The organism is Paraburkholderia sejongensis (assembly GCF_020880815.1).
Taxonomy (GTDB): Bacteria; Pseudomonadota; Gammaproteobacteria; order Burkholderiales; family Burkholderiaceae; genus Paraburkholderia; species Paraburkholderia sejongensis.
Window position 1 is genome coordinate 94,882 of the sequence record NZ_JAJITD010000018.1, and the last position, 24,900, is coordinate 119,781.

Genomic DNA, 24,900 nt, shown 5'->3' on the forward strand with positions numbered 1-24,900 from the left:
TAATCAGCGAATAAGGGCGAATAACGGGCGAATTCCGGGCAGCCGGGGCTGCACGCGCAGTTTAACGTTCGCCAATATGTTCTGCGTTACATCGTGGCAATTGGTAAGGAAAAAAAAGGGGCGATAGTCGGCGCGGGCGGACATAAAAAAACCGGACTGCCCTTCTCAGGCCAGCCCGGTTTCCTTTTCTACTGCTTCGCTCTACCGCTATCGGCGCCTGCATTGGGCACCTTGTCGTCTCCACGCCTTCCTGCAAAAAACGTGAGCGGCCGGCGCGAGCCGGCCTGAAGACGCTTAACGCGGCAGTTCCGAATGCCCCATCAGGAACGCATCGACCGAACGCGCGCACTGACGGCCTTCGCGGATTGCCCACACGACCAGCGACTGGCCACGGCGCATGTCGCCCGCGGTGAACACTTTGTCCACCGACGTGTAGTACGCCTTGTCGCCTTCGGTCGCCGCACGCACGTTGCCGCGCGCATCCTTGTCGACGCCGAACGCTTCGAGCACCGGCGAAACCGGCTGCGTGAAGCCCATCGCGAGCAGCACCAGATCGGCCTTCATTTCGAATTCCGAGTTCGGCACTTCGACCATCTTGCCGTCCTTCCACTCGACGCGCGCGGCGATCAGCTTCTCGACCTTGCCGTTCTTGCCTTCGAGGCGCTTGGTCGCGACCGCCCAGTCACGCTCGCAGCCTTCTTCGTGCGACGACGACGTGCGCAGCTTGATCGGCCAGTACGGCCACACCAGCGGCTTGTTCTCTTCTTCCGGCGGCTGCGGCAGCAGCTCGAACTGGGTGACGCTCTTCGCGCCGTGACGGTTCGACGTGCCGACGCAGTCCGAACCGGTATCGCCGCCGCCGATCACGACGACATGCTTGCCCTTCGCGAGCAGCTGATTCGTCAGCTTGTCGCCGGCGTTGACCTTGTTCTGCTGCGGCAGGAATTCCATCGCGTAGTACACGCCTTCGAGCTCGCGGCCCGGCACCGGCAGATCGCGCGGAGTTTCGGCGCCACCGGCGATCACGACCGCGTCGAACTGTTCGTTCAGCTCGGCCGGCGTGATGGTTTCCTTCGCGGTGTTGCCGATGTACGCCGGCAGCGAGTCGGGGTGGCCGATGAACACGTTGGTGCGGAACGTCACGCCTTCCGCTTCCATCTGGCGCATGCGGCGGTCGATCTGCCACTTCTCCAGCTTGAAGTCGGGGATGCCGTAACGCAGCAGGCCGCCGATCCGGTCGTTCTTCTCGAACACGGTCACGTCATGACCGGCGCGCGCGAGCTGCTGCGCGGCAGCCAGACCCGCGGGGCCGGAGCCGACCACCGCGACCTTCTTGCCGGTCTTGTGCTTCGGCGTCTGCGGCTCGACCCAGCCTTCGGCCCAGGCCTTGTCGATGATCGCGTGCTCGATCGACTTGATGCCGACCGGGTCGTTGTTGATGCCAAGCGTACAGGCCGCTTCGCACGGCGCCGGGCAGATGCGGCCCGTGAACTCGGGGAAGTTGTTGGTCGAGTGCAGGACGTCGATCGCGCTCTTCCAGTCCTGACGGAACACCAGGTCGTTGAAGTCCGGAATGATGTTGTTGACCGGGCAGCCGTTGTTGCAGAACGGGATGCCGCAGTCCATGCAACGTGCGCCTTGAATCTTCGCTTCGTCGTCGCTCAGTGCGGCGACGAATTCCTTGTAGTGCTTCACACGCGTGAGCGGAGCTTCGTACGTCTCGTGGCGACGTTCGAACTCGAGAAAACCGGTTGCCTTGCCCATGTGGTTCTCTTCTCTATCTGTATCTAGGGGTAATCTGGACCCGCCGCCGGCCGGACGCTATCCGGTCGGGCCGCGGCGGGTGCGGCTATATATGTGTTCGACGATCGGTCAGGCGGCGAGAACTTCCTTGTTCGCCTTCTTCGCGGCGAGTTCGCCGAGCGCGCGCTTGTATTCGGTCGGGAACACCTTCACGAACTGACGGCGCGCCGCGTCCCAGTTCTCCAGCAGCGCCTTGGCGCGCGGCGAACCGGTGAACTGGAAGTGACGCTCGATCAAGCCCCTGAGCAGCGCTTCGTCGGTCGTGCCGCGATGCCACACGCCCTGGTCGACCGTGCGCTCCTGTTCGGCCTGTTGCAGCACCGGATCGAGCGACACCATCGACTTGTTGCACTTGCCCGCGAAGCTGCCGTCCGGATCGAACACGTAGGCGACGCCGCCCGACATGCCGGCCGCGAAGTTACGGCCGGTTTCGCCGAGCACGACCACCGTGCCGCCGGTCATGTATTCGCAACCGTGGTCGCCGGTACCTTCGACGACCGCCGTCGCGCCCGAGTTACGCACGCAGAAGCGCTCGCCCGCGACGCCGCGGAAGAATGCCTCTCCTTCGATCGCGCCGTACATCACCGTGTTGCCGCAGATGATGTTCTCTTCCGACTTGCCGCGGAAGTCGTTGGTCGGACGAATGATGATCCGGCCGCCCGACAGGCCCTTGCCGACGTAGTCGTTGCCGTCGCCGACGAGATCCAGCGTCACGCCCTTCGCGAGGAACGCGCCGAAGCTTTGACCCGCGGTGCCCTTCAGCTGGATATGCACCGCGTCGTCGGGCAGACCGTCGTGGCCGTACTTCTTCGCGATCGTGCCGGACAGCATCGCGCCGACCGTACGGTTCACGTTGCGCACCGGCTGGATGAACGACACGTGCTCGCCCTTCTCGATCGCGGCCTTCGCCTTCTCGATCAGCGTGTGATCGAGTGCGCGGTCGAGACCGTGGTCCTGCACGTCGACGTGCTTGCGCGCGGTGTCGGCCGGTACCGTCGGCTGATAGAACACGCGCGAGAAGTCGAGACCCTTCGCCTTCCAGTGTTCGATGCCCTTTTTCATGTCGAGCAGTTCCGCGCGGCCGATCAAATCGTCGAACTTGCGGATACCAAGCTGCGCCATGATTTCGCGCGCTTCTTCAGCGACGAAGAAGAAGAAGTTCACGACGTGTTCCGGCTGGCCCTTGAACTTCGCCCGCAGCACCGGATCTTGCGTCGCAACGCCGACCGGGCAGGTGTTCAGATGGCACTTGCGCATCATGATGCAGCCTTCGACGACCAGCGGCGCCGTCGCGAAGCCGAATTCGTCCGCGCCGAGCAGCGCGCCGATCACGACGTCGCGGCCGGTCTTCATCTGACCGTCGGCCTGCACGCGGATGCGGCCGCGCAACTGGTTCAGCACCAGAGTCTGCTGCGTTTCCGCGAGACCCAGTTCCCACGGCGTACCGGCATGCTTGATCGACGACAGCGGCGACGCGCCGGTGCCGCCGTCGTGACCGGCGATCACCACGTGGTCGGCCTTCGCCTTCGCGACGCCTGCAGCCACCGTGCCGACGCCCGATTCCGACACCAGCTTCACCGAGATGCTCGACGATGCGTTGACGTTCTTCAGATCGTGGATCAGCTGTGCGAGATCTTCGATCGAGTAGATGTCGTGGTGCGGCGGCGGCGAAATCAGGCCGACGCCCGGCACCGAGTAACGCAGCTTGCCGATGTATTCCGACACCTTGTGGCCCGGCAGCTGACCGCCTTCGCCCGGCTTCGCGCCCTGCGCCATCTTGATCTGGATCTGATCGGCCGACGCCAGGTACTCGGCGGTCACGCCGAAGCGGCCCGACGCGACCTGCTTGATGCGCGAGCGCAGCGAATCGCCTTCCTTCAGCGGAATGTCGACGATCACTTCGTCGCCGATCACCGACTTCATCGTGTCGCCGTTCTTGATCGGAATGCCGCGCAGTTCGTTGCGATAACGGTTCGCGTCTTCGCCGCCTTCACCGGTGTTCGACTTGCCGCCGATGCGGTTCATCGCGACCGCCAGCGTGGCGTGCGCTTCGGTGCTGATCGAGCCCATCGACATCGCGCCGGTCGCGAAGCGCTTGACGATGTCCTTCGCCGATTCGACTTCGTCGAGCGGGATCGCCTTGGTCGGGTCGAACTTGAATTCGAACAGGCCGCGGAACGTCATGTGGCGCCGGGTCTGATCGTTGATCAGATGCGCGTATTCCTTGTACGTCTGGTACGAGTTGCTGCGTGCCGAGTGCTGCAGCTTGGCGATCGCATCCGGGGTCCACATGTGTTCTTCGCCGCGCACGCGATACGCGTACTCGCCGCCCGCGTCGAGCATGTTCGCGAGCACCGGGTTGTCGCCGAACGCGTCGCGGTGCATGCGGATCGCTTCTTCCGCGACGTCGAACAGGCCGATGCCGCCGACTTTCGACGAAGTGCCGGAGAAGTACTTAGACACGAGATCCGACGCGAGGCCGACCGCTTCGAAAATCTGCGCGCCGGTGTACGACATGTAGGTCGAAATGCCCATCTTCGACATGACCTTCTGCAGGCCCTTGCCGACTGCCTTCGTGAAGTTGTAGACCGCCTTCTCAGCCGACAGGTCGCCCTTCATGCCGGCCGCGAGCTGGCCGAGCGTTTCCATCGCGAGGTACGGGTGCACGGCTTCCGCGCCATAGCCCGCGAGCAGCGCGAAGTGGTGCGTTTCACGCGCCGAGCCGGTTTCGACGACGAGGCCCGTGCTGGTGCGCAGACCCTGTTGCACGAGGTGCGTGTGGATCGCGGCGGTAGCCAGCAGCGCCGGAATCGCGACGTTGTCGCGGTCGGTCTTGCGGTCCGACACGATCAGCATGTTGTAGCCAGACTTGACCGCATCGACGGCTTCCGCGCACAGCGACGCGAGGCGCGCTTCGATGCCTTCCTTGCCCCAGGCGACCGGATAGCAGATGTTCAGTTCGTACGAGCTGAACTTGCCGCCGGTGTACTGATCGATCGCGCGGATCTTCGCGATGTCCTTGAAGTCGAGCACCGGCTGCGACACTTCGAGACGCATCGGCGGGTTGATGTTGTTGGTGTCGAGCAGGTTCGGCTTCGGACCGATGAACGACACGAGCGACATCACCATGTTTTCACGGATCGGGTCGATCGGCGGGTTCGTGACCTGCGCGAACAGCTGCTTGAAGTAGTGGTACAGCGTCTTGTTCTTGTTGGACATGACCGCCAGCGGCGAGTCGTTGCCCATCGAGCCGACCGCTTCCTCGCCGGCTTGCGCCATCGGCGCCATCAGGAACTTGAGGTCTTCCTGCGTATAGCCGAATGCCTGCTGACGGTCCAGCAGCGCGGCGGCTTCACGGCGCTCGGTCGCGACGTCTTCGGCGTTCGGCTCGATCTCGTCGAGCTTGATCCGGACCGCGTCGATCCAGCTCTTGTACGGCTTCGCGTTCGCGAGGTTGTCCTTCAGTTCCTTGTCGTCGATGATGCGACCGTGCTCCATGTCGATCAGGAACATCTTGCCCGGCTGCAGACGCCACTTCTTGACGATCTTCGACTCGGGAATCGGCAACGTGCCGGCTTCCGACGCCATGATGACGAGGTCGTCGTCCGTGACGATGTAGCGCGCCGGACGCAGACCGTTACGGTCGAGCGTCGCGCCGATCTGGCGGCCGTCCGTGAACGCGATCGCGGCGGGGCCGTCCCACGGCTCCATCATGGCAGCGTGGTATTCGTAGAACGCGCGGCGGTTTTCGTCCATCAGCGTGTGCTGTTCCCAGGCTTCCGGGATCATCATCATCATTGCGTGGACGAGCGGGTAGCCGGCCATCACCAGCAGTTCGAGACAGTTGTCGAACGATGCAGTGTCGGACTGGCCCGGATAGATCAGCGGCCACAGCTTCGGCAGGTCGTCGCCGAGCACGTGCGACGCGATTGCGCCGGTACGCGCGTTCAGCCAGTTGACGTTGCCCTTGACCGTGTTGATTTCGCCGTTGTGGGCGATCATCCGGTACGGGTGAGCCAGTTCCCAGGCCGGGAACGTGTTGGTCGAGAAGCGCTGGTGCACGAGCGCCAGTGCCGAGACGACGCGCTCGTCCTGCAGGTCGCGGTAGTACACGCCGACCTGGCCCGCCAGCAGCAGCCCCTTGTAGACGACAGTGCGCGCCGAGCACGACGGCACGAAGTATTCCTTGCCGTGCTTGAGCTTGAGCGCCTGGATGCGGTGGCTCGCGGTCTTGCGAATGATGTACAGCTTCCGCTCGAGCGCATCGGTCACCATGATGTCCTTGCCGCGGCCGATGAAGATCTGGCGGATCAGCGGCTCGCTCGCCTTGACGGTCGGCGAAATGGGCATTGTGTGGTCGACCGGCACGTCGCGCCAGCCGAGCACGACCTGGCCTTCAGCCTTCACCGTGCGCTCGAGCTCCTGCTCGCAGGCGATACGCGATGCGTGTTCCTTCGGCAGGAAGACCATGCCGACGCCGTATTCGCCGGCCGGCGGCAGCGTCACGCCCTGCTTGGCCATCTCTTCGCGATAGAAGCCGTCCGGGATCTGGATCAGGATGCCCGCGCCGTCGCCCATCAGCGGGTCAGCGCCGACGGCGCCCCGATGGTCGAGGTTCTCGAGAATCTTCAGGCCCTGCTGGATGATCTCGTGGCTCTTCTGGCCCTTGATATGGGCGACGAAGCCGACGCCGCACGCGTCATGCTCGTTCTGCGGATCGTACAGACCTTGGGCGGCGGGAACCGGGTGAATCGGGTGCTGATGGTCGTTCATGGGGACACCGTCTGTGAGGGGCCGGACAGGCCGTTAAAACCGTTTTTCTATTGCCGCAGTGCAATCGCAACCGCGACGACGCTCGTCGCGCGGCGTGAGTGCGCAGATCGAAAAGCGTCGGAAATCGGAATATACGCGAGGAATCAATGGAATAGCAAATAAAACATAATGATCGAACCCCATTAACAAAATTGGTGCATTGCGGCTTATTTTTATTGGTGCCACATCAAAAAGGGGCAAAAGAAAACGGCACACGCGATGCCGTTTCCACGCAGTCCCTTGATGCGAAACATGAATTTCGCAAAGAGCGGCGTCTCACTGGGTCTGCGGCGTCTCCCGCACCTTGCGCGGCCGGCCCCGCGGCAACGGCGAAACTCGCCGGTTTGCGGCGCGCGCCGCCCACTCCCGATAGGTGTCGCTGCCGAGCACCCAGCCTTTCAGCGTGGCTTGCTGGAGCTGGCTGGCTTCGCGCTCGTCGAGCGGCTGTTCGCACAACTCACGGTACGCGCGTTGCCGCTCGAACGGCGTATTGCCGAGCGACCAGTAAAGCGGATGGTCGGTGATCAGGCTGTCGAGCGTGAGACCGATGTGATGCCGGTAACTCGACCAGCGATAGTCTTCCGGCGAGCTCACCAGCTGCGCGCGCACCGGGCACATTTCGACGACCCGGCTGGCGAGCAGGAAGTAGCGCTCGCCTTCGATCACCGTGGCCCGGTAGCGGCCCTCCCACAAGGTACCGCGGCGCGCATAGCGCCGGTTGAAGTGGGCGACGTAGCGCCGCCCGACCGCCTGCATCGCCTTGGGCAGGCTCGACTCCTCGGTGGGCGTGACGAGCAGTTGCACGGCGCCCGGCATCAGGGCGTAAGCGTGAATCGACAGATGATGGTCCCGCGAAGCCGCCTTCAGACAGTCGATGAAAAGCTCGTAGTCCTGGTCGTCGACGAATGCGGGCTGCTGGTCGAGCCCGCGAAGGATGACGTGCTGCGGCTGGTCGGGGACATAAAGACGTGCAAGCCGTGCCATGCTGGAGTGTCCAAATAGTCGCGTTGGGATATACCCGAAGGTCCGTAGAACCGCGTGGGCGCAAGGTTCGGCGCCATGCGGCCAAGCCAGAAACCTTGCGGAGCTTAGGGAGAAAACTCTAACCGCCGCGTATGGTTTGTTTCAAACGTTGTAGTCATAATGGGCGGGCCTTTTCTGGAGGAGCACATATGAAATTAAAACAGGCCGTAACGGGGATGGCGGTACTAGCCTGCATGAGCACGGCAGCACACGCACAATCGGCCGGCAGTTTCTACGTCACGACGGGGTGGTTCCACCTCGCGCCGCAATCGAGCAGCGACCCGCTGACCGTGACGAGTATCGGGGGTAGCCCGACCAACATCACAGAAGCAAATACCGGTGCATCACTGAGTTCCGCCGACACCATCGGTTTCACCGCCGGCTATTTCATCACCGACCACATCGCCACCGAATTCGTGCTGGGCTATCCGCCCTCGTTCGACCTCTACGGCAGCGGCAGCTTCGAACAATTCGGCAAGATCGGCCAGGCAAAACAGTGGAGCCCGACGCTGCTGTTCAAGTACTACTTCAACGCGCCGACCGCTGCGTTCCGTCCGTACCTCGGTCTCGGCGTGAGCCGCGTCTGGTTCACCGACGAACACATCACCAACAGCGCGTTCCAGGCCAAGGTTCTGCATGGTCCGACCAGCGTCACGACGGATAGTTCGTGGGAACCCGTGTTTAACGCGGGCTTCACTTACGCGTTCAATCAGCACTGGTTCGCAGGCGTTTCGATCTCGTATCTGCCGCTCAGCACGACCGCCAAACTGAACTCGGCATCGACCACGCCGGTGGGCACACTGAACGTGCAATCGCAGACCAAGATCAAACTGAACCCGATCGTCACCTACGTCAACATCGGTTACCGTTTCTAACGCTTCGCGCGTGCGGGTGGCTTGAATTAGGGTAGTCGAATTTTCGCGGGCTGCAACGCCGTCATCGAGTCGATGACGGCGTTTTCTTTTGTTGCGGCGCGCGTAGCTCGTCCGCCGCGGGCATTTGTAAGTTTGACTCGGATCGGGCGCCCCCCTGTGCAATATCTGCTGACCACCGGCGCGCCATGCGCGGCCGCTCGCACATGCTGCGCGGGCGTCGGCGGGTGTGGCATCGAAGTTGCGTCGTGATGGCGTTTCCTTGGCATTTCGCGCGCGGCGACGCGATACTGGCGTCAGCGGGTACCGCGTCCGCGCGACGATGCGCGGGGCTTTTTCAACTCATCGACGGAGCGACCATGACAGCACTTCCGAACACGAGAGACGCCCTCGGCGAATCCTGGACCAGCGCAAGCCGCCGCGCGCGGCGCATTGCGCGCCATAGCCGCCACGCGGCCGAAGATATCGCGGCCGAATTGCGTACGCTGCTGGGGGAACTCGAATCGACCCTCGCCGACGGCACCCACGCGGACGCCGTCGAATTGCGCGGCAAGCTGCGCAATCAACTCGACTCGGCGCGCGCGCGCCTGAACGACACCCGCGATGCGGTGCGCGAACGCGCGGGCGTGGCGATCTCCGGCGCCGACGATTACGTGCACGAAAACCCGTGGCAGACGATTGCGATCGTCGGCGGGCTCGCGTTGATTGCGGGGGCGCTGTTCGCGTCGTCGCGTTCGCGCTGATGCGCTGATGGGCTGATGCATCGTCAGCGCCGCGCGAGCGGTGCCATACATGAGCTGATTTGAAAGCGGGCGGCAACGGGCGGCCCGGCGCGGCCGCCTAGTTGTCGTCGATCACGAACAGCCGCTGATATTCCTTCACAGCGTAGCGGTCCGTCATCCCCGCAATGTAATGCGCGATCAGACGCGGCTGCTGCGCCGCGTCCGCGGTCTGATAAGCCGGCGGCAACAGCCGCGGGTCGTCGGTGAACGCGTCGAACAGGCCGACCACCACGCGGCGCGCCTTGTTCGCCATCCGCATCACGCGATAGTGGCGATACAGATTCTTGAACAGGAAACGCTTGAGTGCCGCTGCCTGCACAGCGATCGTGTCGCTGTGCGCGACCAGCGGGGGCGCGGCGCGCACGTCGTCGAGCGAGGCGGGCGCGTAGCGCTCCAGATTGAGCCGCGTGGTTTCGATCAGATCGACGATCAGCGTATTGATCACCCGCCGCACCGTCTCGTGAATCAGCCGGCGCCCTTCGATCTGCGGATAGTCGCCGCGCGCCGCCTCGTAATGGCTTTGCCATAGCTCGACTTCGGCGAGCTGCTCGATCGATAGCAGCCCCGAGCGCAAACCGTCGTCGACGTCGTGATTGTTGTACGCGATTTCGTCCGCGACGTTGGCGATCTGCGCTTCGAGCGACGGCTGCCGCCGCTGCAGAAAACGCTCACCGAGCGCGCCGAGGCGCCGCGCGTTGTCGCGCGAGCAATGCTTGAGAATTCCCTCGCGCGTTTCGAAGCACAGGTTCAGGCCGTTGAACGCGCCGTAGTGCTCCTCCAGTTCGTCGACGACCGCGAGGCTCTGCAGGTTGTGCTCGAAGCCGCCGTGCTCGCGCATGCATTCGTTCAGCGCGTCTTGCCCGGCATGGCCGAACGGCGTGTGACCGAGATCGTGCGCGAGAGAAATCGCTTCGACGAGGTCTTCGTTCACGCGCAGGTTGCGCGCGACCGAACGGGCGATCTGCGCGACTTCCAGACTGTGCGTGAGGCGCGTGCGAAACAGGTCGCCCTCGTGATTGACGAACACCTGAGTCTTGTATTCGAGCCGACGGAACGCGGTCGAGTGGACGATGCGGTCGCGGTCGCGCTGGAACTCGGTGCGCGCGCTCGGCGCGGCTTCCGGATAGCGGCGCCCACGCGACTGGCCGGAATGCGCGGCGTATGGCGCGAGATGCGCTTCGAGCGCCTGCTGGGTCGGCGCGGCGACGGCCGCTGCCGCGGCGCCGTCGACCGCCTTGGGGATAGGGGTAGCGCTGCGCGCGCCGTTGGCGGCCGCTTTCGCCACCGGGTCAAGCGTGAAGTCGTCGCTGCGCCTGTCAGTCACCGGGTTCTCCGAAACATGGGCGACGCCTCTTTACGCAGAGGCGCGATGCGTGTGACAGCAACGCCGCCGCGCGCTCAGACCGCGGCGGCCAGCGTCGCCCGCACCTCGGCGTCGGGCGCCCGGCTGATCAACGTCTCACCGAAACGCTTCAGCAGAATGAACTTGATCGCGCCGCCTTCCGCTTTCTTGTCGACCTGCATCAACTCGACATAGCGGTCGGCGCCGAGCGCCGGCGCGCGGGTCGGCAAGCGCGCGGCAAGCACCACGTCGACGAGCCGCTTGCGCGATGCTTCGTCGAGATGGCCAAGACGAACCGACAGGTCCGCCGCCATCACCATCCCGCAGCCGACCGCCTCGCCGTGCAGCCACTCGCCGTAGCCGAGGCCGGCTTCGATCGCATGGCCGAACGTGTGGCCGAAATTGAGAATGGCGCGCAGGCCGCCTTCGCGCTCGTCCTGCGCGACCACCGACGCCTTGATCTCGCACGAGCGCTTGACCGCCTCGGCGAGCGCGGCCGCGTCGCAGCGATTCAAAGCCTCGATATTGGCTTCGATCCAGTCGAAGAAAGCGGCGTCGGCGATCGCGCCGGTCTTGATGACTTCGGCGATGCCGGCCGCGAGTTCCCGTTCGGGCAACGTGCGCAGCGCGCCGATGTCGGCGATCACCGCCTGCGGCTGATAGAACGCGCCGATCATGTTCTTGCCGAGCGGATGGTTGATGCCGGTCTTGCCGCCCACCGACGAATCCACCTGCGACAGCAGCGTGGTCGGCACCTGAATGAACGGCACGCCGCGCATGTAGCAGGCCGCCGCGAACCCGGTCATGTCGCCGATCACGCCGCCGCCGAGCGCAATCAGCGTGGTCTTGCGATCCGCGCGCGAGCCGAGCAGCGCGTCGAAGATGAGGTTGAGCGTCTGGAGATTTTTGTGCGCCTCGCCGTCCGGCAGCACGACGGTGGACACCTGTTTGTTCAGCGGCGCGAGCGCCTGCCGCAGCGTGTCGCCGTACAGCGGATCGACGGTGGAATTGGTGACGATAGTGACCGAACTGCCGGCGATATGCGGCGCGAACAGCGCGGTCTGGCCGATCAGGTCGGCACCGATATGGATGGGGTAGGCGCGCTCGCCCAGTTCGACGTTGACGGTAATCATACGGTCCATTATGACGCAGGATGTTTGGCGACGCCGGCCATCTCGAGCTGCATCAGAACCATATTGACGAGTCCGTTGACCGAGGGCCGGCCGGTTTCGATCACGAAATGCGCGCACTCGCGATACAGCGGATCGCGCACTTCGTAGAGCTGTTCGAGCCGCGCTTTCGGATCTTCGGTCTGCAACAGCGGACGATTCTTGTCGCGCCGCGTGCGCAGCCACAGGTCGTGCGGATTGGCGCGCAGATAGACGACGAGGCCCCGGCTATTGAGCGCTGCGCGGTTTTCCGGCCGCAGCACCGCGCCGCCGCCGGTCGCGAGCACGATATTGTCGCGCGCAGTGAGATCGGAAATCACGCTGGCCTCGCGGTCGCGAAACCCCGCCTCGCCCTCCAGCTCGAAGATCACCGGAATCTTCGCGCCCGTGCGCGCCTCGATTTCATGGTCGGAATCGAAGAACGGGCGCTCGAGACGGCGCGCAACCGCCCGACCCACAGTGGTTTTCCCTGCCCCCATGAGCCCTACGAAAAAAACATTGGCGTGTGCGTCCCGCGGTAACAACGGTGTCCTCTGGATATTCCGGTGTAGTTCGTGCCGCAGCTTACTGGCAAAGCGGCTGCCTTGTCGAGCCTGCGCGCCACCGGTAGCCCCGGCGCGCGTTAGCCCTAACGTGCCCTAATTTTCGTGGATCACCCGCGGCGTGATGAAAATTGCCAGTTCGGTGCGCTGGTCGCGGTGGGTCCGATGGCGGAACAACGCGCCCAACACCGGGATTTTGCCGAGGATCGGCACCCGGTCCTCGTCGTCGCGGTTGTCGGTCGCATAGATGCCGCCGATCGACACCGTACCACCATCGTCGATTTCGACGCGGGTTTGCACGTGCTTGGTGTTGATCGCGGGCCCGGCGTCGGTCTGCTCGCCGACGCTGTCTTTGGCGACGTCGAGGTCCAGCACCACGCGGCCGTCCGGCATGATCTGCGGCTCGACTTCCAGCTTGAGCGTCGCGCGGCGGAACTGCACGCCCGACACGCCCTGCCCGACCTTGGCCTGGTATGGCAGCTCGGTGCCCTGCTCGACGACCGCCTTGCGCCGGTCGGCGGTCACGACCCGCGGACTCGAGACGATTTTCCCCTGGCCCTCGGCCTCCAGCGCCGACAGTTCCAGATTCAGCAGACGCGTTGCGTGCGCGGCGAACAGCGTCAGGCCGGCGGTCGCGGCATCGAAGCCGGAGATCGGCCGGGCCGCCAGATCGTAGACTGTGCCGTCCGCGCCGCCGGTCAGCCCACGCGCGGTACCGTCCGCGCTGGTGCCGGCGAGCGCGAGCCGCACTCCCAGATTGCGCGAAAAGCCGTACTCGCCTTCGACGATCCGCGCCTCGATCAGCACCTGGCGGGTCGGCCGGTCGACCGCGGTGATCAGCGCCGCGATCTGGTCGAGCCGTCCGGCGAGGTCGGTCACGAACAGCAGGTTGGTGCGCGGATCGGCCGTCACGGCGCCGCGTTTGGATAGGACCCGCTGCGTGCCGGAGCCCGTCAGCAGGCGCCGCACGTCCTCGGCATGCGCGTAGTGCAGCTCGAACGTGCGGCTCGCGAGCGGTTCGAGGTCCGCGCCGCGCGCATGCGCTTCGAAACGCTGCCGCTCGCGCGCGGCAAGTTCGGCGGCCGGCGCGACCCAGATCACGTTGCCGTGGCGCTCCATCGCGAGATTGTTGACATCTAGCAGCGTGTCGAACGCGGTGCGCCAGGGCACCTTGTCGAGCCGCAACGACACCGCGCCGCGCACTTTGTCGCTCGACACGATGTTCAGGCCGGTGAATTCGGCGAAGGCTTTCAGCACTGCGCCCAGGTCTGCGTTCAGGAAATTTAGCGAGATGGGTTTGTTGCCGGCGGGCAGGTCTGCATCCGCGTCCGAGTCCCGCTGCGCGTGATGCGCCGCGTCGCGCAGGCGTTTGGGCGCAGGCAGCGGCACCGGCGGCCCTTCGAGCGCAGGCGTGTCCGCGATGGCGTCGCGAGCCGCAGCGGTGGTCTGGGCGGCCTGAGCTGGCGCGGCGAGAACCGGGCCTTCGAGGCTGGTATCAGCGGACGCGTCCGGTGCGAAGGCCGGGAACGCGGCAGTTTGGCTGCCGTTCGCGTCTTGCCCCGCCACCGGCAACGCAACCGGGATCGCGCCGTCGCCGAACGGGTTCGCCACTTCACCGATGCTACCGCGCGGCAGCGGCGCCGTTCCATACCCGCTGTCGGCGAAATCCGGCTGAGCGTCGAGCGCCGTGTAGTCCGGCAACGGCGGCGGCGAGGCCTGAGCGACGCCGCCGCCCAGCACTGTCGCACCGGCACATAGCGCCAGACAGAAACCGACGCTGCGTCGGATGCATGGCCCCAACCGCCCCGCATGTGTGATCGCGCGCGTCATCATGAAGCCTCCATCGACATCAGCGTCAGCGTGCGCGTCGCGCTGCCGTTCGCGAGCGTGATGCCGTCGGCGTCGAGCCGCATCACCCGTTCGACGCCCAGCCGGTGCCCGGTCCCCACCGTCGTCGTGCCTTCCGGCGTGTCGAGCAAAGCCAGAGCACGCGTGCGATCGCGCAGCATGCCGACCAGCCGCAACCGCGCGGCATCAAGCGGGAAACCGCTGGCCGACATCTGAGCCCGCGCGAACGGATCGAAGAACACGACCTCCTCGTCGTCGTCATTCGCGTCGTCGGCATGCAGGCTCGCGGCGGCGGCGTCCGCCACAGCGGCGCCGCGTGCGGACGGCAACGCGTCGAATACGTGCAGCGTCGCGTTCATCGCCAGCGCGTTGCCGTCCTGTTTGACGGTCACGTCGACGGGCACGATCAGCACCGGCAGCTGCGCGAGGCCGTGAAAGAACGCCATCAGGTGAACGAAGTCGGTACGCGCGGTGAGCCGCAGCGGACGCATCCGTTCGGCGCCCTCACCGCTCGCGGTGCCCGGCTCCAGGCCGAGCAACGCGACGCCGTTTTGGGTGGCCAGTTCGGAGACGATGCGCACGTCGTCGGCCGAACCCGATGTCACGGCGGTCGAAGCCGTGCCGATCAAGGTCCCGGTTTCGCGGCGCAGCGACGGCAGTCGCGCCACCGCCTGCTGCGCGTCGGCAAGACGCGCGGTGCTGCTCGCGAGCGCCGCGCGGCTGGCGGCCAGACCCGACAGATCGGCAGCCTGCCAACCGTACGCACCGACGCCGAACACGAGTGCCGCGAGCAGCGCCGCCACCAGCGCGCGACGCTGCGCACTCCACGCTTCGAGCGGCAACCGGGCCTGTTTGATCCAGCGTGAAAAACCGGCGGACGGATGCGCGAGATTGCCCGCGTCAAGAAAGCTCGTACTCATCGCCCACCTCCCGATTGTGCGGACCGGGACCCACGCGGCGAGGCCACAGCGGTCCCCGCGGCTCCAGCCGGCCGGGCGCCTTGCGCCGGCGGCCCGCTCCACGTCAGCTTCGCATCGAACTCCACCAAGGCACCGGGCGCCTGCGCCGTCGCCGCGCCGCCGCGCGCCACCGGCTGCCGCAGCTCACGCATCTGCGCGCCCTCCACCCCGCGAATCGCGGCAAGCCGCTTGAGCCACTCGGCCGACGCGAGATGACTGCCCGAACTCGCGAGCAACTCGGTCTCGTGCTCGCGCTGCCGGAATTGCCGCAACACAACGCCATCACCGGGCTCGTAACTGAGCGCATCGAGCAAAGCGCGCAACTGCGCGAGCGGCACGCCAACGACAGCGGCCCGCGCCGCATTGGCGCGCTGCTCGTCCCGCGCTCGTTGCAGGCGCGTGTGCTCCGCTAGCGGCGCGGCAAGCAGCGTCAGCGCCTGTTCGATCGACTCGCGCCGCGCCTCGAGCCGCGCCTTCGCCAGGCTCTGCCAGCCGGCGAGCGCCAGCACGGCCGCCGCGCCCACGCCGGCCGCCACGCCCCAATCGCGCAGACAGCGACGCCGCGCGAGCCGCGCGTTGCGTTGCCGGTAAGGCAGCAGATTGAAGCCGCCCAACCTGGGCGGCACCGGGCGCCGGTCGCTCTTCTTCGCAGCGTCAGCCGGCCCGAACGGAAACGACAGCCCGTGCCTCATTCGAACACCCCGCGCAATGCAAGCCCGAACGCAACCGCGCTGGCCGGTTCGTGCAACAGGCTGTCGTCGAACGGCCGCGCGCGCGTGCCCAGCAGCGCGGCTTCGAACGGCAACGCGGAGCAGCCGAGCACGTCGCCGATGTCGGCGAGCGAAAAGCCCACCCCGTCGAGCAGCTCGACTTCGCCGCCGACCAGCGCGCAGTCGAACTCGGGCCCGTGCGCGAGATCGCGCAGCGCGTCGGCGAGGTCGCTGTGTTCGGGCGCCGGATAGCGCGTCTCGGCGACGATCCCGTCGTCCTGCATGCGCCAGCCGTATACGCCATCAGCGCCGATCCACAACGCCGCATACGGCTCCTGCGAATCGAGCTCGCGAGTCGCCGCGAAACGAAGCGCTCGCAGCGCCGCTTGCGGCTCGCCGTCGATCGTCGAAAGCGAAATCCCCGCGCTCGCCGCGCATTCGATCCGCGCTTCGAGATGCTGACGCGCGGTCGCGGCAATCGTCACCGAACCCGCCGGCGACGCGCTGTCGTCGACGAACCAGTCGACCGCCAGCGCATGCCGCTCGAGCCCGACCAGGCGCTCGGCCTCGCTCATCACCGCCGGCGCGACGCCGGCGAGCGCGGGTCCACCGTCCGCGTCCTCGCAGTGACTCTGCGCGACGAGGCGCGCGAGCGGCACACTGGTCGTCAGCGTCGCCGCCGCGGGCATCGCCATCGCGCAGCGCAGCGCGTGCGCCGCGCACACCTGCGGCAGGCCGGCGAACGCATCGCGCAACGCGCGCGCGACCGCCGGCCGGTCGATGATCTCGCTCCCGGCGATCGCGCCAGGCGCCAGCGGCACCGTGCTCATGTATTCGAGACGCAGCGCGCCCCGCGCACGCGAGCGCTGGCTCAGCACCACCAGACGCACGCTGTGCGAACCAATATCGATACCGGCGGCGAAGCGCTGCCAGCCCGCCCGCACTGTCTGAAGCCACGAATTCGTATAGGTCATCACGCCCTCCCTTCGACTCGCGCGACGAACCATTCGAACGCGAGTGACGAGCGCTCATTGTGGCCAGAGCCGCTTGCGGGCGACATTCGGCCGAATGGCCAGCACGGCTATCGAGCCGCCCCGCGCGACGGCAAACGGACTACAGTGGGGTCTACAACGAAGCCGCTGCCGCGGCGCCTGCCACGCCCGATTCGTAAGCACGACGAAAGCTTGCAAACGGGGCGGCTATAATCGCGGGACTGTTTTTCCGGTGTTCTTATGCAAGCTACGTCTCCTACGTCCCCGCCGCCCGCGCCGAAAAAGCGCAAACGCCCGTTGTGGCAGAAGCTCATCGCCGGTCTGCTCGGGCTGATCGTGGCGGGCATCGTGTGCGTGGCCCTGCTGCTCGGCTACGCGCTGGTGGTTGCCACGCCGAACCTGCCGTCGCTCGACGCGCTGACCGACTACCGCCCCAAGGTGCCGCTGCGCATCTACACGGCCGACCACGTGCTGATCGGCGAATTCGGCGAAGAGCGGCGCGACATCGTGCACATCCAGGACGTGCCCGACAGCCTGAAGAAGGCGATTCTCGCGATCGAGGACGCGCGCTTTTACGACCACGGCGGCGTCGATCTGACCGGCATCGCGCGCGCCGGCTTCGTCGCGCTGACCAACGGCCACGCCACCCAGGGGGCCAGCACGATCACGATGCAGGTCGCGCGCAATTTCTTCCTGTCCAGCGAGAAGACCTACACCCGCAAGATTTACGAGATGCTGCTCGCGTACAAGATCGAGTCGAAGCTGAGCAAGGATCAGATCCTCGAGGTGTACATGAACCAGATCTATCTGGGGCAGCGCGCGTACGGCTTCGCGAGCGCGGCGCGGGTGTACTTCGGCAAGGATCTGAAGGATCTGACGCTGGCCGAATCGGCGATGCTCGCCGGTCTGCCAAAGGCGCCGTCCGCATACAACCCGGTCGTCAATCCGAAGCGCGCGAAGGTGCGTCAGGAGTACATCCTGCAACGCATGTACGAGCTGCACTACATCAGCGCGGAGCAATACGACGACGCGCGCCGCCAGCCGCTCGTCGTCAAGGGCCTCGGCAAGGAGTACAGCGTGCACGCCGAGTACGTCGCGGAAATGGTGCGGCAGATGATGTACGCGCAGTATCACGAAGAGGCCTACACGCTCGGCCTGAACGTCGTGACCACGATCGATTCGGCCGACCAGGACGTCGCCTATCGCGCGCTGCGCCGCGGCCTGATGGACTACGAGCGGCGCCACGGCTATCGCGGGCCGGAGGCGTTCATCAATCTGCCGGCCGACCCCGACGAGCGCGAACAGGCAATCGACGACGCGCTGCTCGAACATCCGGATAACGGCGAGATCATCGCGGCCGTCGTCACCGAGGCGAGCCCGAAGCAGGTGCAGGCGATGTTCATCGACGGCAACGTCGCGACGATCCAGGGCGACGGCCTGCGCTATGCGCAGTTCGCGCTCGGCACGCGCGCGCAGCCGAATCAGCGCATCCGGCCGGGCGCGATCGTGCGGCTCGTGAAGAACGACAACGGCGACTGGTCGATCACGCAATTGCCGCAAGTGGAAGGCGCGTTCATTTCGGTGGTTCCGCAGGACGGCGCGATCCGCGCGCTGGTCGGCGGCTTCGATTTCAACAAGAACAAGTTCAATCACGTGACCCAGGCGTGGCGCCAGCCGGGTTCGAGCTTCAAGCCGTTCATCTATTCGGCGTCGCTCGAGAAGGGCCTCGGGCCGGCGACCGTGATCAACGATGCGCCGCTCTTTTTCAGCGCCGCCGAGACCGGCGGCCAGGCGTGGGAGCCGAAGAACTACGGCGGCGGCTTCGACGGTCCGATGACGATGCGCACCGCGCTGCAGAAGTCGAAGAACCTCGTGTCGATCCGCATCCTCAATCAGATCGGCACCAGATACGCGCAGCAGTACATCACGCGCTTCGGCTTCGACGCGGAGCGCCACCCCGCCTATCTGCCGATGGCGCTCGGCGCCGGCCTCGTCACGCCGCTGCAGATGGCGGGCGCGTTCTCGGTATTCGCGAACGGCGGCTACCGGATCAATCCGTATCTGATCGCCGAAGTCACGGATCAGCGCGGCATCGTCGTATCACGGGTGCAGCCGCTGGTGGCCGCGCAAAACGCGCCGCTCGCGATCGAACCGCGCAACGCGTACGTGATGAACAGCCTGCTGCAGAGCGTCGCGCAGCACGGCACCGGCGCGAAGTCGAACTCGCTCAAGCGCACCGACCTCGCCGGCAAGACCGGCACCACCAACGATTCGCGCGACGCATGGTTCGCCGGCTATCAGCACACGCTCGCGGCGATCGCGTGGATCGGCTACGACAATCCGCGCAGCCTCGGCGACAAGGAAACCGGCGGCGGCCTCGCGCTGCCGGTGTGGATCGAGTACATGGGGCGCGCGCTGAAGAACGTACCCGAGTACAAGATGCAGAGGCCCGACGGAGTGGTCGAACTCGGCTCGGAACTGTATCTCGACGGCTTCACGCCTGGGCACGGTTTCGTGTCGACGGTCGGCGTCAGTCAGGCGACGCTCGATGCCGAAGCCGCGTCGGCCGCGCCCGCGCAGGTCGGCGAGCAGGAGAAGCAGGACATCATGAATCTGTTCCGCGGGCATTGAGGCCGCGTTAGCGTTTCAGCAGAGGTCTTTGCAGAAAATAAAAAACCGCCGCGATTAAAACCCGCGGCGGTTTTTTATTTTGGAGTGCGGCGAATTACGCACGCACCGCGGCGCCGCTTACGGCGCCTCGAAGCGCACCGGCTCGCCCGCCTGCTCGGTCGCATATTGCGTCAATGCGGCGAAAAACTCGTTGCCGCTGCGCGTGTCGCGCCATTCGCCGTCGTTGAAACGGTAGTGAAAACCGCCGGCTTTCGCGGCGATCCAGATCTCTTTCATCGGCGGCTGCAGGTTGACGATGATCTTCGTGCGGTTCTCGAATTCGAGCGTCAGAACGTTGCCGCTGCGCTCGAGTTCGATGTCGGCGTCGATGTCGTCGACCGCGCTCTCGATGGCGGCCAGCACGGCTTCCGCACGGGTCAGGTAATCACTATCGGACATGCTAAACTCCATCGATTATTCATTCAGGGACAGTCATGCGAGTCGTAACTCGGATGCGAGCGGCGGCGCCCGGCCGCGCGATTGTAGCGGTTCTGGCCATTCTCGCAGGTTGCACGCTAACCGGCTGCGGCCAACGCGGCTCGCTCTATCTGCCGACAGTACCGCCGCTGCCCGCTGCGCCGGCGCATCGCACGCAAACTCCGCCGCCGGAGCAAACCCAACCAGCCGACGACACCAGCTCGATCCCGGACACCTCCGGCACGCCGCTATCGCTCGCGCCGGACGAACAACTGTCCACGCCGCCCGCTTCCGCCGCGTCGGGTCCTTCGGCACCGCTGCCCGCCTCTGCTGCCCCTTCTGTTCAATAAGACTTCCGCATGACTCGATCCGCATTTGACTACGTCGACGGCGTATTGCACGCCGAAGGCGTGTCCGCCGTTTCTCTCGCCGAGCAGTTCGGCACGCCGCTTTATGTCTATTCGCGCGCCGCGCTGACCGCCGCGTGGAACGCCTATGCGGGCGCCTGCGCGGGCCGTCGCGCGAGCGTGCACGTAGCCGTGAAGGCCAACAGCAATCTCGCGGTGCTGAACGTGTTCGCGCGTCTCGGCGCGGGTTTCGACATCGTCTCGGGCGGTGAACTCGCGCGCGTGCTCGCGGCCGGCGGCAAAGCGGAAAACACCGTGTTTTCCGGGGTCGGCAAGCAGGCGGGCGAAATGCGCGACGCGCTCGCGGCCGGCGTCAAATGCTTCAACGTCGAATCGATTCCCGAGCTCGACCGCCTGAATGCGGTCGCCGGCGAAATGGGCAAGAAGGCGCCGGTATCGCTGCGCGTGAATCCGGACGTCGACGCGAAAACGCATCCGTACATCTCCACCGGACTGAAGTCGAACAAGTTCGGCGTCGCGTTCGAAGACGCGCGCGCGACCTACCAGGCGGCTGCGGCGATGGCGCATCTCAAAGTGGTCGGGATCGACTGCCATATCGGCTCGCAGATCACTGAAGTCGCGCCGTATCTCGACGCGATCGACAAGGTGCTGGAACTCGTCGAACAGATCGAGCAGGACGGCATCACGATTCGCCATATCGACGTCGGCGGTGGCCTGGGCATCACGTACGACGACGAAACCCCGCCGGAAATCGGCGAGTTCGTGCGCACGGTGCTCGATCGCATCGAAGTGCGCGGTCACGGCCATCGTGAGGTGTATTTCGAGCCGGGCCGCTCGCTGGTCGGCAATGCGGGCGTGCTGCTCACGCAGGTGGAATTCCTGAAGCCGGGCGCGGAAAAGAACTTCGCGATCGTCGACGCGGCAATGACCGACCTTGCGCGCCCCGCGATGTACGACGCGTATCACGCGATCGAGCCGGTCGTGAAGCGCGACGTTCCCGCACATGTGTACGACGTGGTCGGCCCGGTCTGCGAAAGCGGCGACTGGCTCGGCCGCGAACGACTTCTCGCAGTCGAACCGGGCGACCTGCTGGCGATCCGCTCGGCCGGCGCGTACGGCTTTGTGATGAGTTCGAACTACAACACGCGCGGACGTGCGGCCGAAGTGATGGTGGATGGTACACAGGCGCATGTGGTTCGCGCGCGCGAGGAAGCTCAGCAGTTGTTTGCGGGCGAAACCATTTTGCCGGCGTAAACGTCGTGTCGGTGCAGGTGTCCCTGTCGGGCGCCTCACACCGCTTGCGATGAAAAAAGGCGATGTCATTGCGACATCGCCTTTTGCTTATCGGGCCTATGGGGCCTGCTGTTTTATGGCCATCTAAAGCGCGCCTGGCATCACCGTCACGCTCACCGCCGCTGCGCCCTCGCCGCTCGCTCGCGCAACCACACCACCAAACGCCAGCCGAGCAGCGCGATCATGATCGCGCCGTAAATCTTCGGCAGCAGCAGATCGTGCTTGCCGGCCTTCATCCACCAGAAGTGCAGTATCGCGAGCGCACCGATCGCGTAAATCGAACGATGCAGCGTCTGCCAGCGTCGTCCGAGCTTGCGCACCATCGCGCGCGGCGAGGTCGCGGCGAGCGCGATCAGCAGCACGAACCCGGCGAAGCCGACGGTGATGAACGGCCGCTTGCCGATGTCCTTCAGGATCGCCGCGAGATCGAACCACTTGTCGAACCACAGATATGTGGTGAAGTGCAGCGTCGCGTAGAAGAACGCGTAGAGCCCGAGCATGCGCCGCAAGCGCACGAACGCGGCGACGCCGGTCAGGCGGCGCAACGGCGTGACCGCCAGCGTGATGCACAAAAACACCAGCGTCCACAGGCCGGTCGAGCGCGTGATGAATTCGATCGGATTCGCGCCGAGCCGGTCGGTCACGCCGAACAGCACGAGACGCGCAAGCGGATACAGCGCCGCGACGAACACCACGACTTTCGCCGGCACGATCCAGCGCGCGCCGCCAGCGGCCCGTTGCGCGGTCCCTGCGGACGCCGCCGACGCCGCCGTCGCTGTGGACGCACCGCGCGCACGCGCCGCCGCGCGTGTCGCCAGCGGTTCGCCCCGTGTCGCAGGCGGAGTCGCAGGTTGGGTGTCGGAAGCCATTATCTAAGCCTCAGAAGTTCTTCTTCAGGTCCATGCCCTGATACAGCGACGCGACCTGATCGCCATAGCCGTTGAACATCAGCGTCTTGCGCTTCGGCGTGAAAAAGCCGTCTTCGCCGATGCGCCTCTCGGTCGCCTGGCTCCAGCGCGGATGATCGACGTTGGGGTTCACGTTCGAATAGAAGCCGTACTCGTTCGCAGCATAGGTATTCCAGCTGGTCGGCGGCTGCTTTTCGACGAAGCGGATCTTCACCAGCGACTTCGCGCTCTTGAAGCCGTACTTCCAGGGCACCACGACGCGCACCGGCGCGCCGTTCTGATTCGGCAGCACCTGACCGTAGACGCCCATCGTCAGCAGCGTCAGCGGGTTCATCGCTTCGTCCATCCGCAGACCTTCCGAGTACGGCCAGTCGAGCACCGGCGTTGATAGTCCGGGCATCTGCGACTGATCGGCCAGCGTGATGAACTGCACGTATTTCGCGTTGCCGGTCGGCTCCACGCGCTTGATCAGCTCCGCGAGCGGCACGCCGACCCACGGAATCACCATCGACCATCCTTCGACGCAACGCAGCCGGTACACCCGTTCCTCGAGCGGCGCGAGCTTCAGCAGCTCATCGAGGTCGTACACCTTCGGATTCCTGATCGCGCCCTCGACGCTGACCTTCCACGGCCGCGGCCGCAACGAGCCGGCGTTTTGCGCGGGATCGGATTTGTCGGTGCCGAACTCGTAGAAGTTGTTGTACGTCGTGATGTCCTTGAACGGCGTGACCTTGTCGAGCGCGACGAACTTCGCGTTGGTCTTCGCCGCCAGTTTCTGCGCCTTCGGGTCCGGCGACGAGTACTCGGCGAGCGCCTCGCCGCTCACGCCGATCAGGCTGCCGAGCGCCATCGCGCCGGCCGCCTGCAGGATGCGCCGGCGGTTCTCGAATACGTGTTGCGGGGTGATTTCGCTGCGCGCGATGTCATCGCCGGTCAGTTGAATTCTGTCGCTTCGCTTGATCCACATCGTGCTGCTCCTTGCCGGCCCCGCCGCTCGCTGCGGCTCGCGGGGCCTGTGTGGTGATCGTCCGTTCGCAGACATCCGTGCTGCGCGGACCATACGTAGGTGCTCGATGGGTGAACACGGGCACGCAACGAATATTCCTTTGGCCATAAAAAAACCGCCGGTGCAAAGCACGCGGCGGTTTCGATCGACTGTTGCCGATACGACGCGGCAGCGCTTACAGCTTGCCGTAGCTATGCAGGCCCGACAGGAACATGTTCACGCCGAGGAACGCGAAGGTCGTGACCAGCAGGCCGGTCAGCGCCCACCATGCGGCGACCGCGCCGCGCAGGCCCTTCATCAGACGCATGTGCAGCCACGCAGCGTAGTTCAACCACACGATCAGCGCCCACGTTTCCTTCGGGTCCCAGCTCCAGTAGCCGCCCCAGGCTTCCGCGGCCCACAGCGCGCCGAGAATCGTCGCGATCGTGAAAAACGCGAAGCCGACCGCGATCGACTTGTACATAACGTCGTCCAGCACCTCGAGCGCCGGCAGTCGATCGCTGAGCACGCCGCGCTCCTTCGCCAGATACGCGACCGCGACCATCGCCGACAACGCGAAGCTGCCATAACCGATGAAGTTCGCCGGCACGTGGATCTTCATCCACCAGCTTTGCAGCGCCGGCACGAGCGGCTGGATCTGCTGCGCGTCGCGCGCCACCGAGTACCACATCAGGAAGCCGACCGCCGCGCTGATCACCAGCAGCACGAACGCGCCGAGCGCGCGCGTGTTGTAGTGCTGTTCATAGTACAGATAGAACAGCGCGGTGATCAGGCTGAACAGCACGAATACTTCATACAGATTCGAGATCGGAATATGGCCGACGTCGGAGCCGATCAGGTACGACTCGTACCAGCGCACCATCAGCCCGACGAAGCCCATCAGCACCGCGACCCACGTCATCTTCGAGCCGATCGCCGCGCCGGTCGGCGAGCGCGACAGCAACCCGATCCAGTAGAACACGGTCGCGAATACGAACAGCGCGCTCATCCACAGGATCGCGGACTGGCTCGACAGGAAGTACTTGAGAAAGAACGCGGTATCCGCGCGGCTCAGATCGCCCTGGTAAATCTGAATGGCCAGCAGCGACAGCGCGGCAATCCCGACCATCAGCGGCCGCACCGGTTTCCAGCGCCAGCCGAGCACGACGAACACCGGCACCGAGCACACCAGCACAAGCTTGTCGTAGTAATTCATGAACGGGTGATAGCGCGACAGCGCAAACCCGGCACCCGCGACGAGCAGCAGCGCAAACAGCCAGTCGAAGATGCCGAGCCGTTTCAGGAACGGCCGGTCGTCGTATTGCGCCAGTTCGGGCAGAGCGCCCGCGAACGCCTTGTCGGCGCGCTTGGCGGAAGAGGATGAGGAAACCTGAGTCAAGTCCAT

Annotated in this window: 19 protein-coding genes; 5 read left to right on the forward strand and 14 right to left on the reverse strand. The window is 65.3% G+C overall.

Annotated features, from left to right (window positions below; all coding sequences use genetic code 11):
• Positions 1–294: 294 nt before the first annotated feature.
• The 3 genes from LJ656_RS28210 to LJ656_RS28220 form a co-directional block, all read right to left on the reverse strand.
• Entirely contained in the window at positions 295–1,764 is a 1,470-nt protein-coding gene (locus tag LJ656_RS28210; protein WP_230512809.1) for a glutamate synthase subunit beta, read from the reverse strand.
• A gap of 108 nt (positions 1,765–1,872) precedes the next feature.
• A complete protein-coding gene (locus tag LJ656_RS28215) occupies positions 1,873–6,576 on the reverse strand; it encodes a glutamate synthase-related protein (protein WP_230512810.1) in 4,704 nt (1,567 codons plus the stop codon).
• A gap of 315 nt (positions 6,577–6,891) precedes the next feature.
• Positions 6,892–7,599: a transposase gene (locus LJ656_RS28220; protein ID WP_230512811.1), complete on the reverse strand. Its 708-nt coding sequence runs from the start codon at positions 7,597–7,599 to the stop codon at positions 6,892–6,894.
• Between the two features lie 188 nt (positions 7,600–7,787).
• On the opposite strand from LJ656_RS28220, the gene LJ656_RS28225 reads away from it, so the two are divergent.
• Both LJ656_RS28225 and LJ656_RS28230 read left to right on the forward strand, forming a co-directional pair.
• Complete coding sequence (locus LJ656_RS28225; protein ID WP_230512812.1) at positions 7,788–8,513, forward strand: OmpW/AlkL family protein; 726 nt, start codon at positions 7,788–7,790, stop codon at positions 8,511–8,513.
• Between the two features lie 356 nt (positions 8,514–8,869).
• Entirely contained in the window at positions 8,870–9,253 is a 384-nt protein-coding gene (locus LJ656_RS28230) for an ElaB/YgaM/YqjD family protein (RefSeq protein WP_230512813.1), read from the forward strand.
• A gap of 97 nt (positions 9,254–9,350) precedes the next feature.
• Here LJ656_RS28230 and LJ656_RS28235 read toward each other — a convergent pair whose 3' ends face one another.
• The 7 genes from LJ656_RS28235 to pilM form a co-directional block, all read right to left on the reverse strand.
• Positions 9,351–10,616: a deoxyguanosinetriphosphate triphosphohydrolase gene (locus LJ656_RS28235; protein WP_425606029.1), complete on the reverse strand. Its 1,266-nt coding sequence runs from the start codon at positions 10,614–10,616 to the stop codon at positions 9,351–9,353.
• 74 nt (positions 10,617–10,690) lie between these two features.
• Complete coding sequence (aroB, locus tag LJ656_RS28240; RefSeq protein WP_425606031.1) at positions 10,691–11,767, reverse strand: 3-dehydroquinate synthase; 1,077 nt, start codon at positions 11,765–11,767, stop codon at positions 10,691–10,693.
• An 8-nt stretch (positions 11,768–11,775) separates the two neighbouring features.
• Positions 11,776–12,327 (reverse strand): shikimate kinase, encoded by a 552-nt coding sequence (locus LJ656_RS28245; protein WP_230512815.1) that lies wholly within the window; start codon positions 12,325–12,327, stop codon positions 11,776–11,778.
• Positions 12,328–12,441: 114 nt separating this feature from the next.
• Entirely contained in the window at positions 12,442–14,178 is a 1,737-nt protein-coding gene (locus tag LJ656_RS28250; RefSeq protein ID WP_230512816.1) for a type IV pilus secretin PilQ, read from the reverse strand.
• Positions 14,175–15,113, reverse strand: a complete 939-nt coding sequence (locus tag LJ656_RS28255) for a pilus assembly protein PilP (RefSeq protein WP_230512817.1) — start codon at positions 15,111–15,113, stop codon at positions 14,175–14,177. Before LJ656_RS28255 ends, LJ656_RS28250 begins: the two co-directional genes overlap by 4 nt.
• Positions 15,110–15,766: a fimbrial assembly protein gene (locus tag LJ656_RS28260; RefSeq protein ID WP_329958910.1), complete on the reverse strand. Its 657-nt coding sequence runs from the start codon at positions 15,764–15,766 to the stop codon at positions 15,110–15,112. Before LJ656_RS28260 ends, LJ656_RS28255 begins: the two co-directional genes overlap by 4 nt.
• Positions 15,767–15,840: 74 nt before the next feature.
• The gene (gene pilM / locus LJ656_RS28265) at positions 15,841–16,836 is read right to left on the reverse strand and encodes a type IV pilus biogenesis protein PilM (protein WP_230512819.1); all 996 of its coding nucleotides are present in this window, start codon (positions 16,834–16,836) and stop codon (positions 15,841–15,843) included.
• Between the two features lie 258 nt (positions 16,837–17,094).
• Here pilM and LJ656_RS28270 point away from each other — a divergent pair, with 258 nt between their 5' ends.
• The gene (locus LJ656_RS28270) at positions 17,095–19,485 is read left to right on the forward strand and encodes a penicillin-binding protein 1A (RefSeq protein ID WP_230512820.1); all 2,391 of its coding nucleotides are present in this window, start codon (positions 17,095–17,097) and stop codon (positions 19,483–19,485) included.
• 117 nt (positions 19,486–19,602) lie between these two features.
• On the opposite strand, the gene cyaY is transcribed toward LJ656_RS28270, so the two are convergent.
• Entirely contained in the window at positions 19,603–19,923 is a 321-nt protein-coding gene (gene cyaY / locus LJ656_RS28275; RefSeq protein ID WP_230512821.1) for an iron donor protein CyaY, read from the reverse strand.
• A gap of 35 nt (positions 19,924–19,958) precedes the next feature.
• Here cyaY and lptM point away from each other — a divergent pair, with 35 nt between their 5' ends.
• Positions 19,959–20,291 carry an LPS translocon maturation chaperone LptM gene (gene lptM, locus LJ656_RS28280; protein ID WP_230512822.1) on the forward strand — a complete coding sequence of 111 codons (333 nt, stop codon included), beginning with the start codon at positions 19,959–19,961 and terminating at the stop codon, positions 20,289–20,291.
• A 9-nt stretch (positions 20,292–20,300) separates the two neighbouring features.
• Entirely contained in the window at positions 20,301–21,563 is a 1,263-nt protein-coding gene (lysA, locus tag LJ656_RS28285) for a diaminopimelate decarboxylase (RefSeq protein WP_230512823.1), read from the forward strand.
• 152 nt (positions 21,564–21,715) lie between these two features.
• On the opposite strand, the gene msrQ is transcribed toward lysA, so the two are convergent.
• From msrQ to ccsB, 3 genes are all read right to left on the reverse strand, one after another.
• Positions 21,716–22,471, reverse strand: a complete 756-nt coding sequence (gene msrQ, locus LJ656_RS28290) for a protein-methionine-sulfoxide reductase heme-binding subunit MsrQ (RefSeq protein ID WP_230512824.1) — start codon at positions 22,469–22,471, stop codon at positions 21,716–21,718.
• A 10-nt stretch (positions 22,472–22,481) separates the two neighbouring features.
• On the reverse strand, positions 22,482–23,477 hold the full coding sequence (gene msrP, locus LJ656_RS28295; protein WP_230512825.1) for a protein-methionine-sulfoxide reductase catalytic subunit MsrP: 996 nt from the start codon (positions 23,475–23,477) through the stop codon (positions 22,482–22,484).
• 214 nt (positions 23,478–23,691) lie between these two features.
• On the reverse strand, positions 23,692–24,900 hold the full coding sequence (ccsB, locus tag LJ656_RS28300) for a c-type cytochrome biogenesis protein CcsB (RefSeq protein ID WP_230512826.1): 1,209 nt from the start codon (positions 24,898–24,900) through the stop codon (positions 23,692–23,694).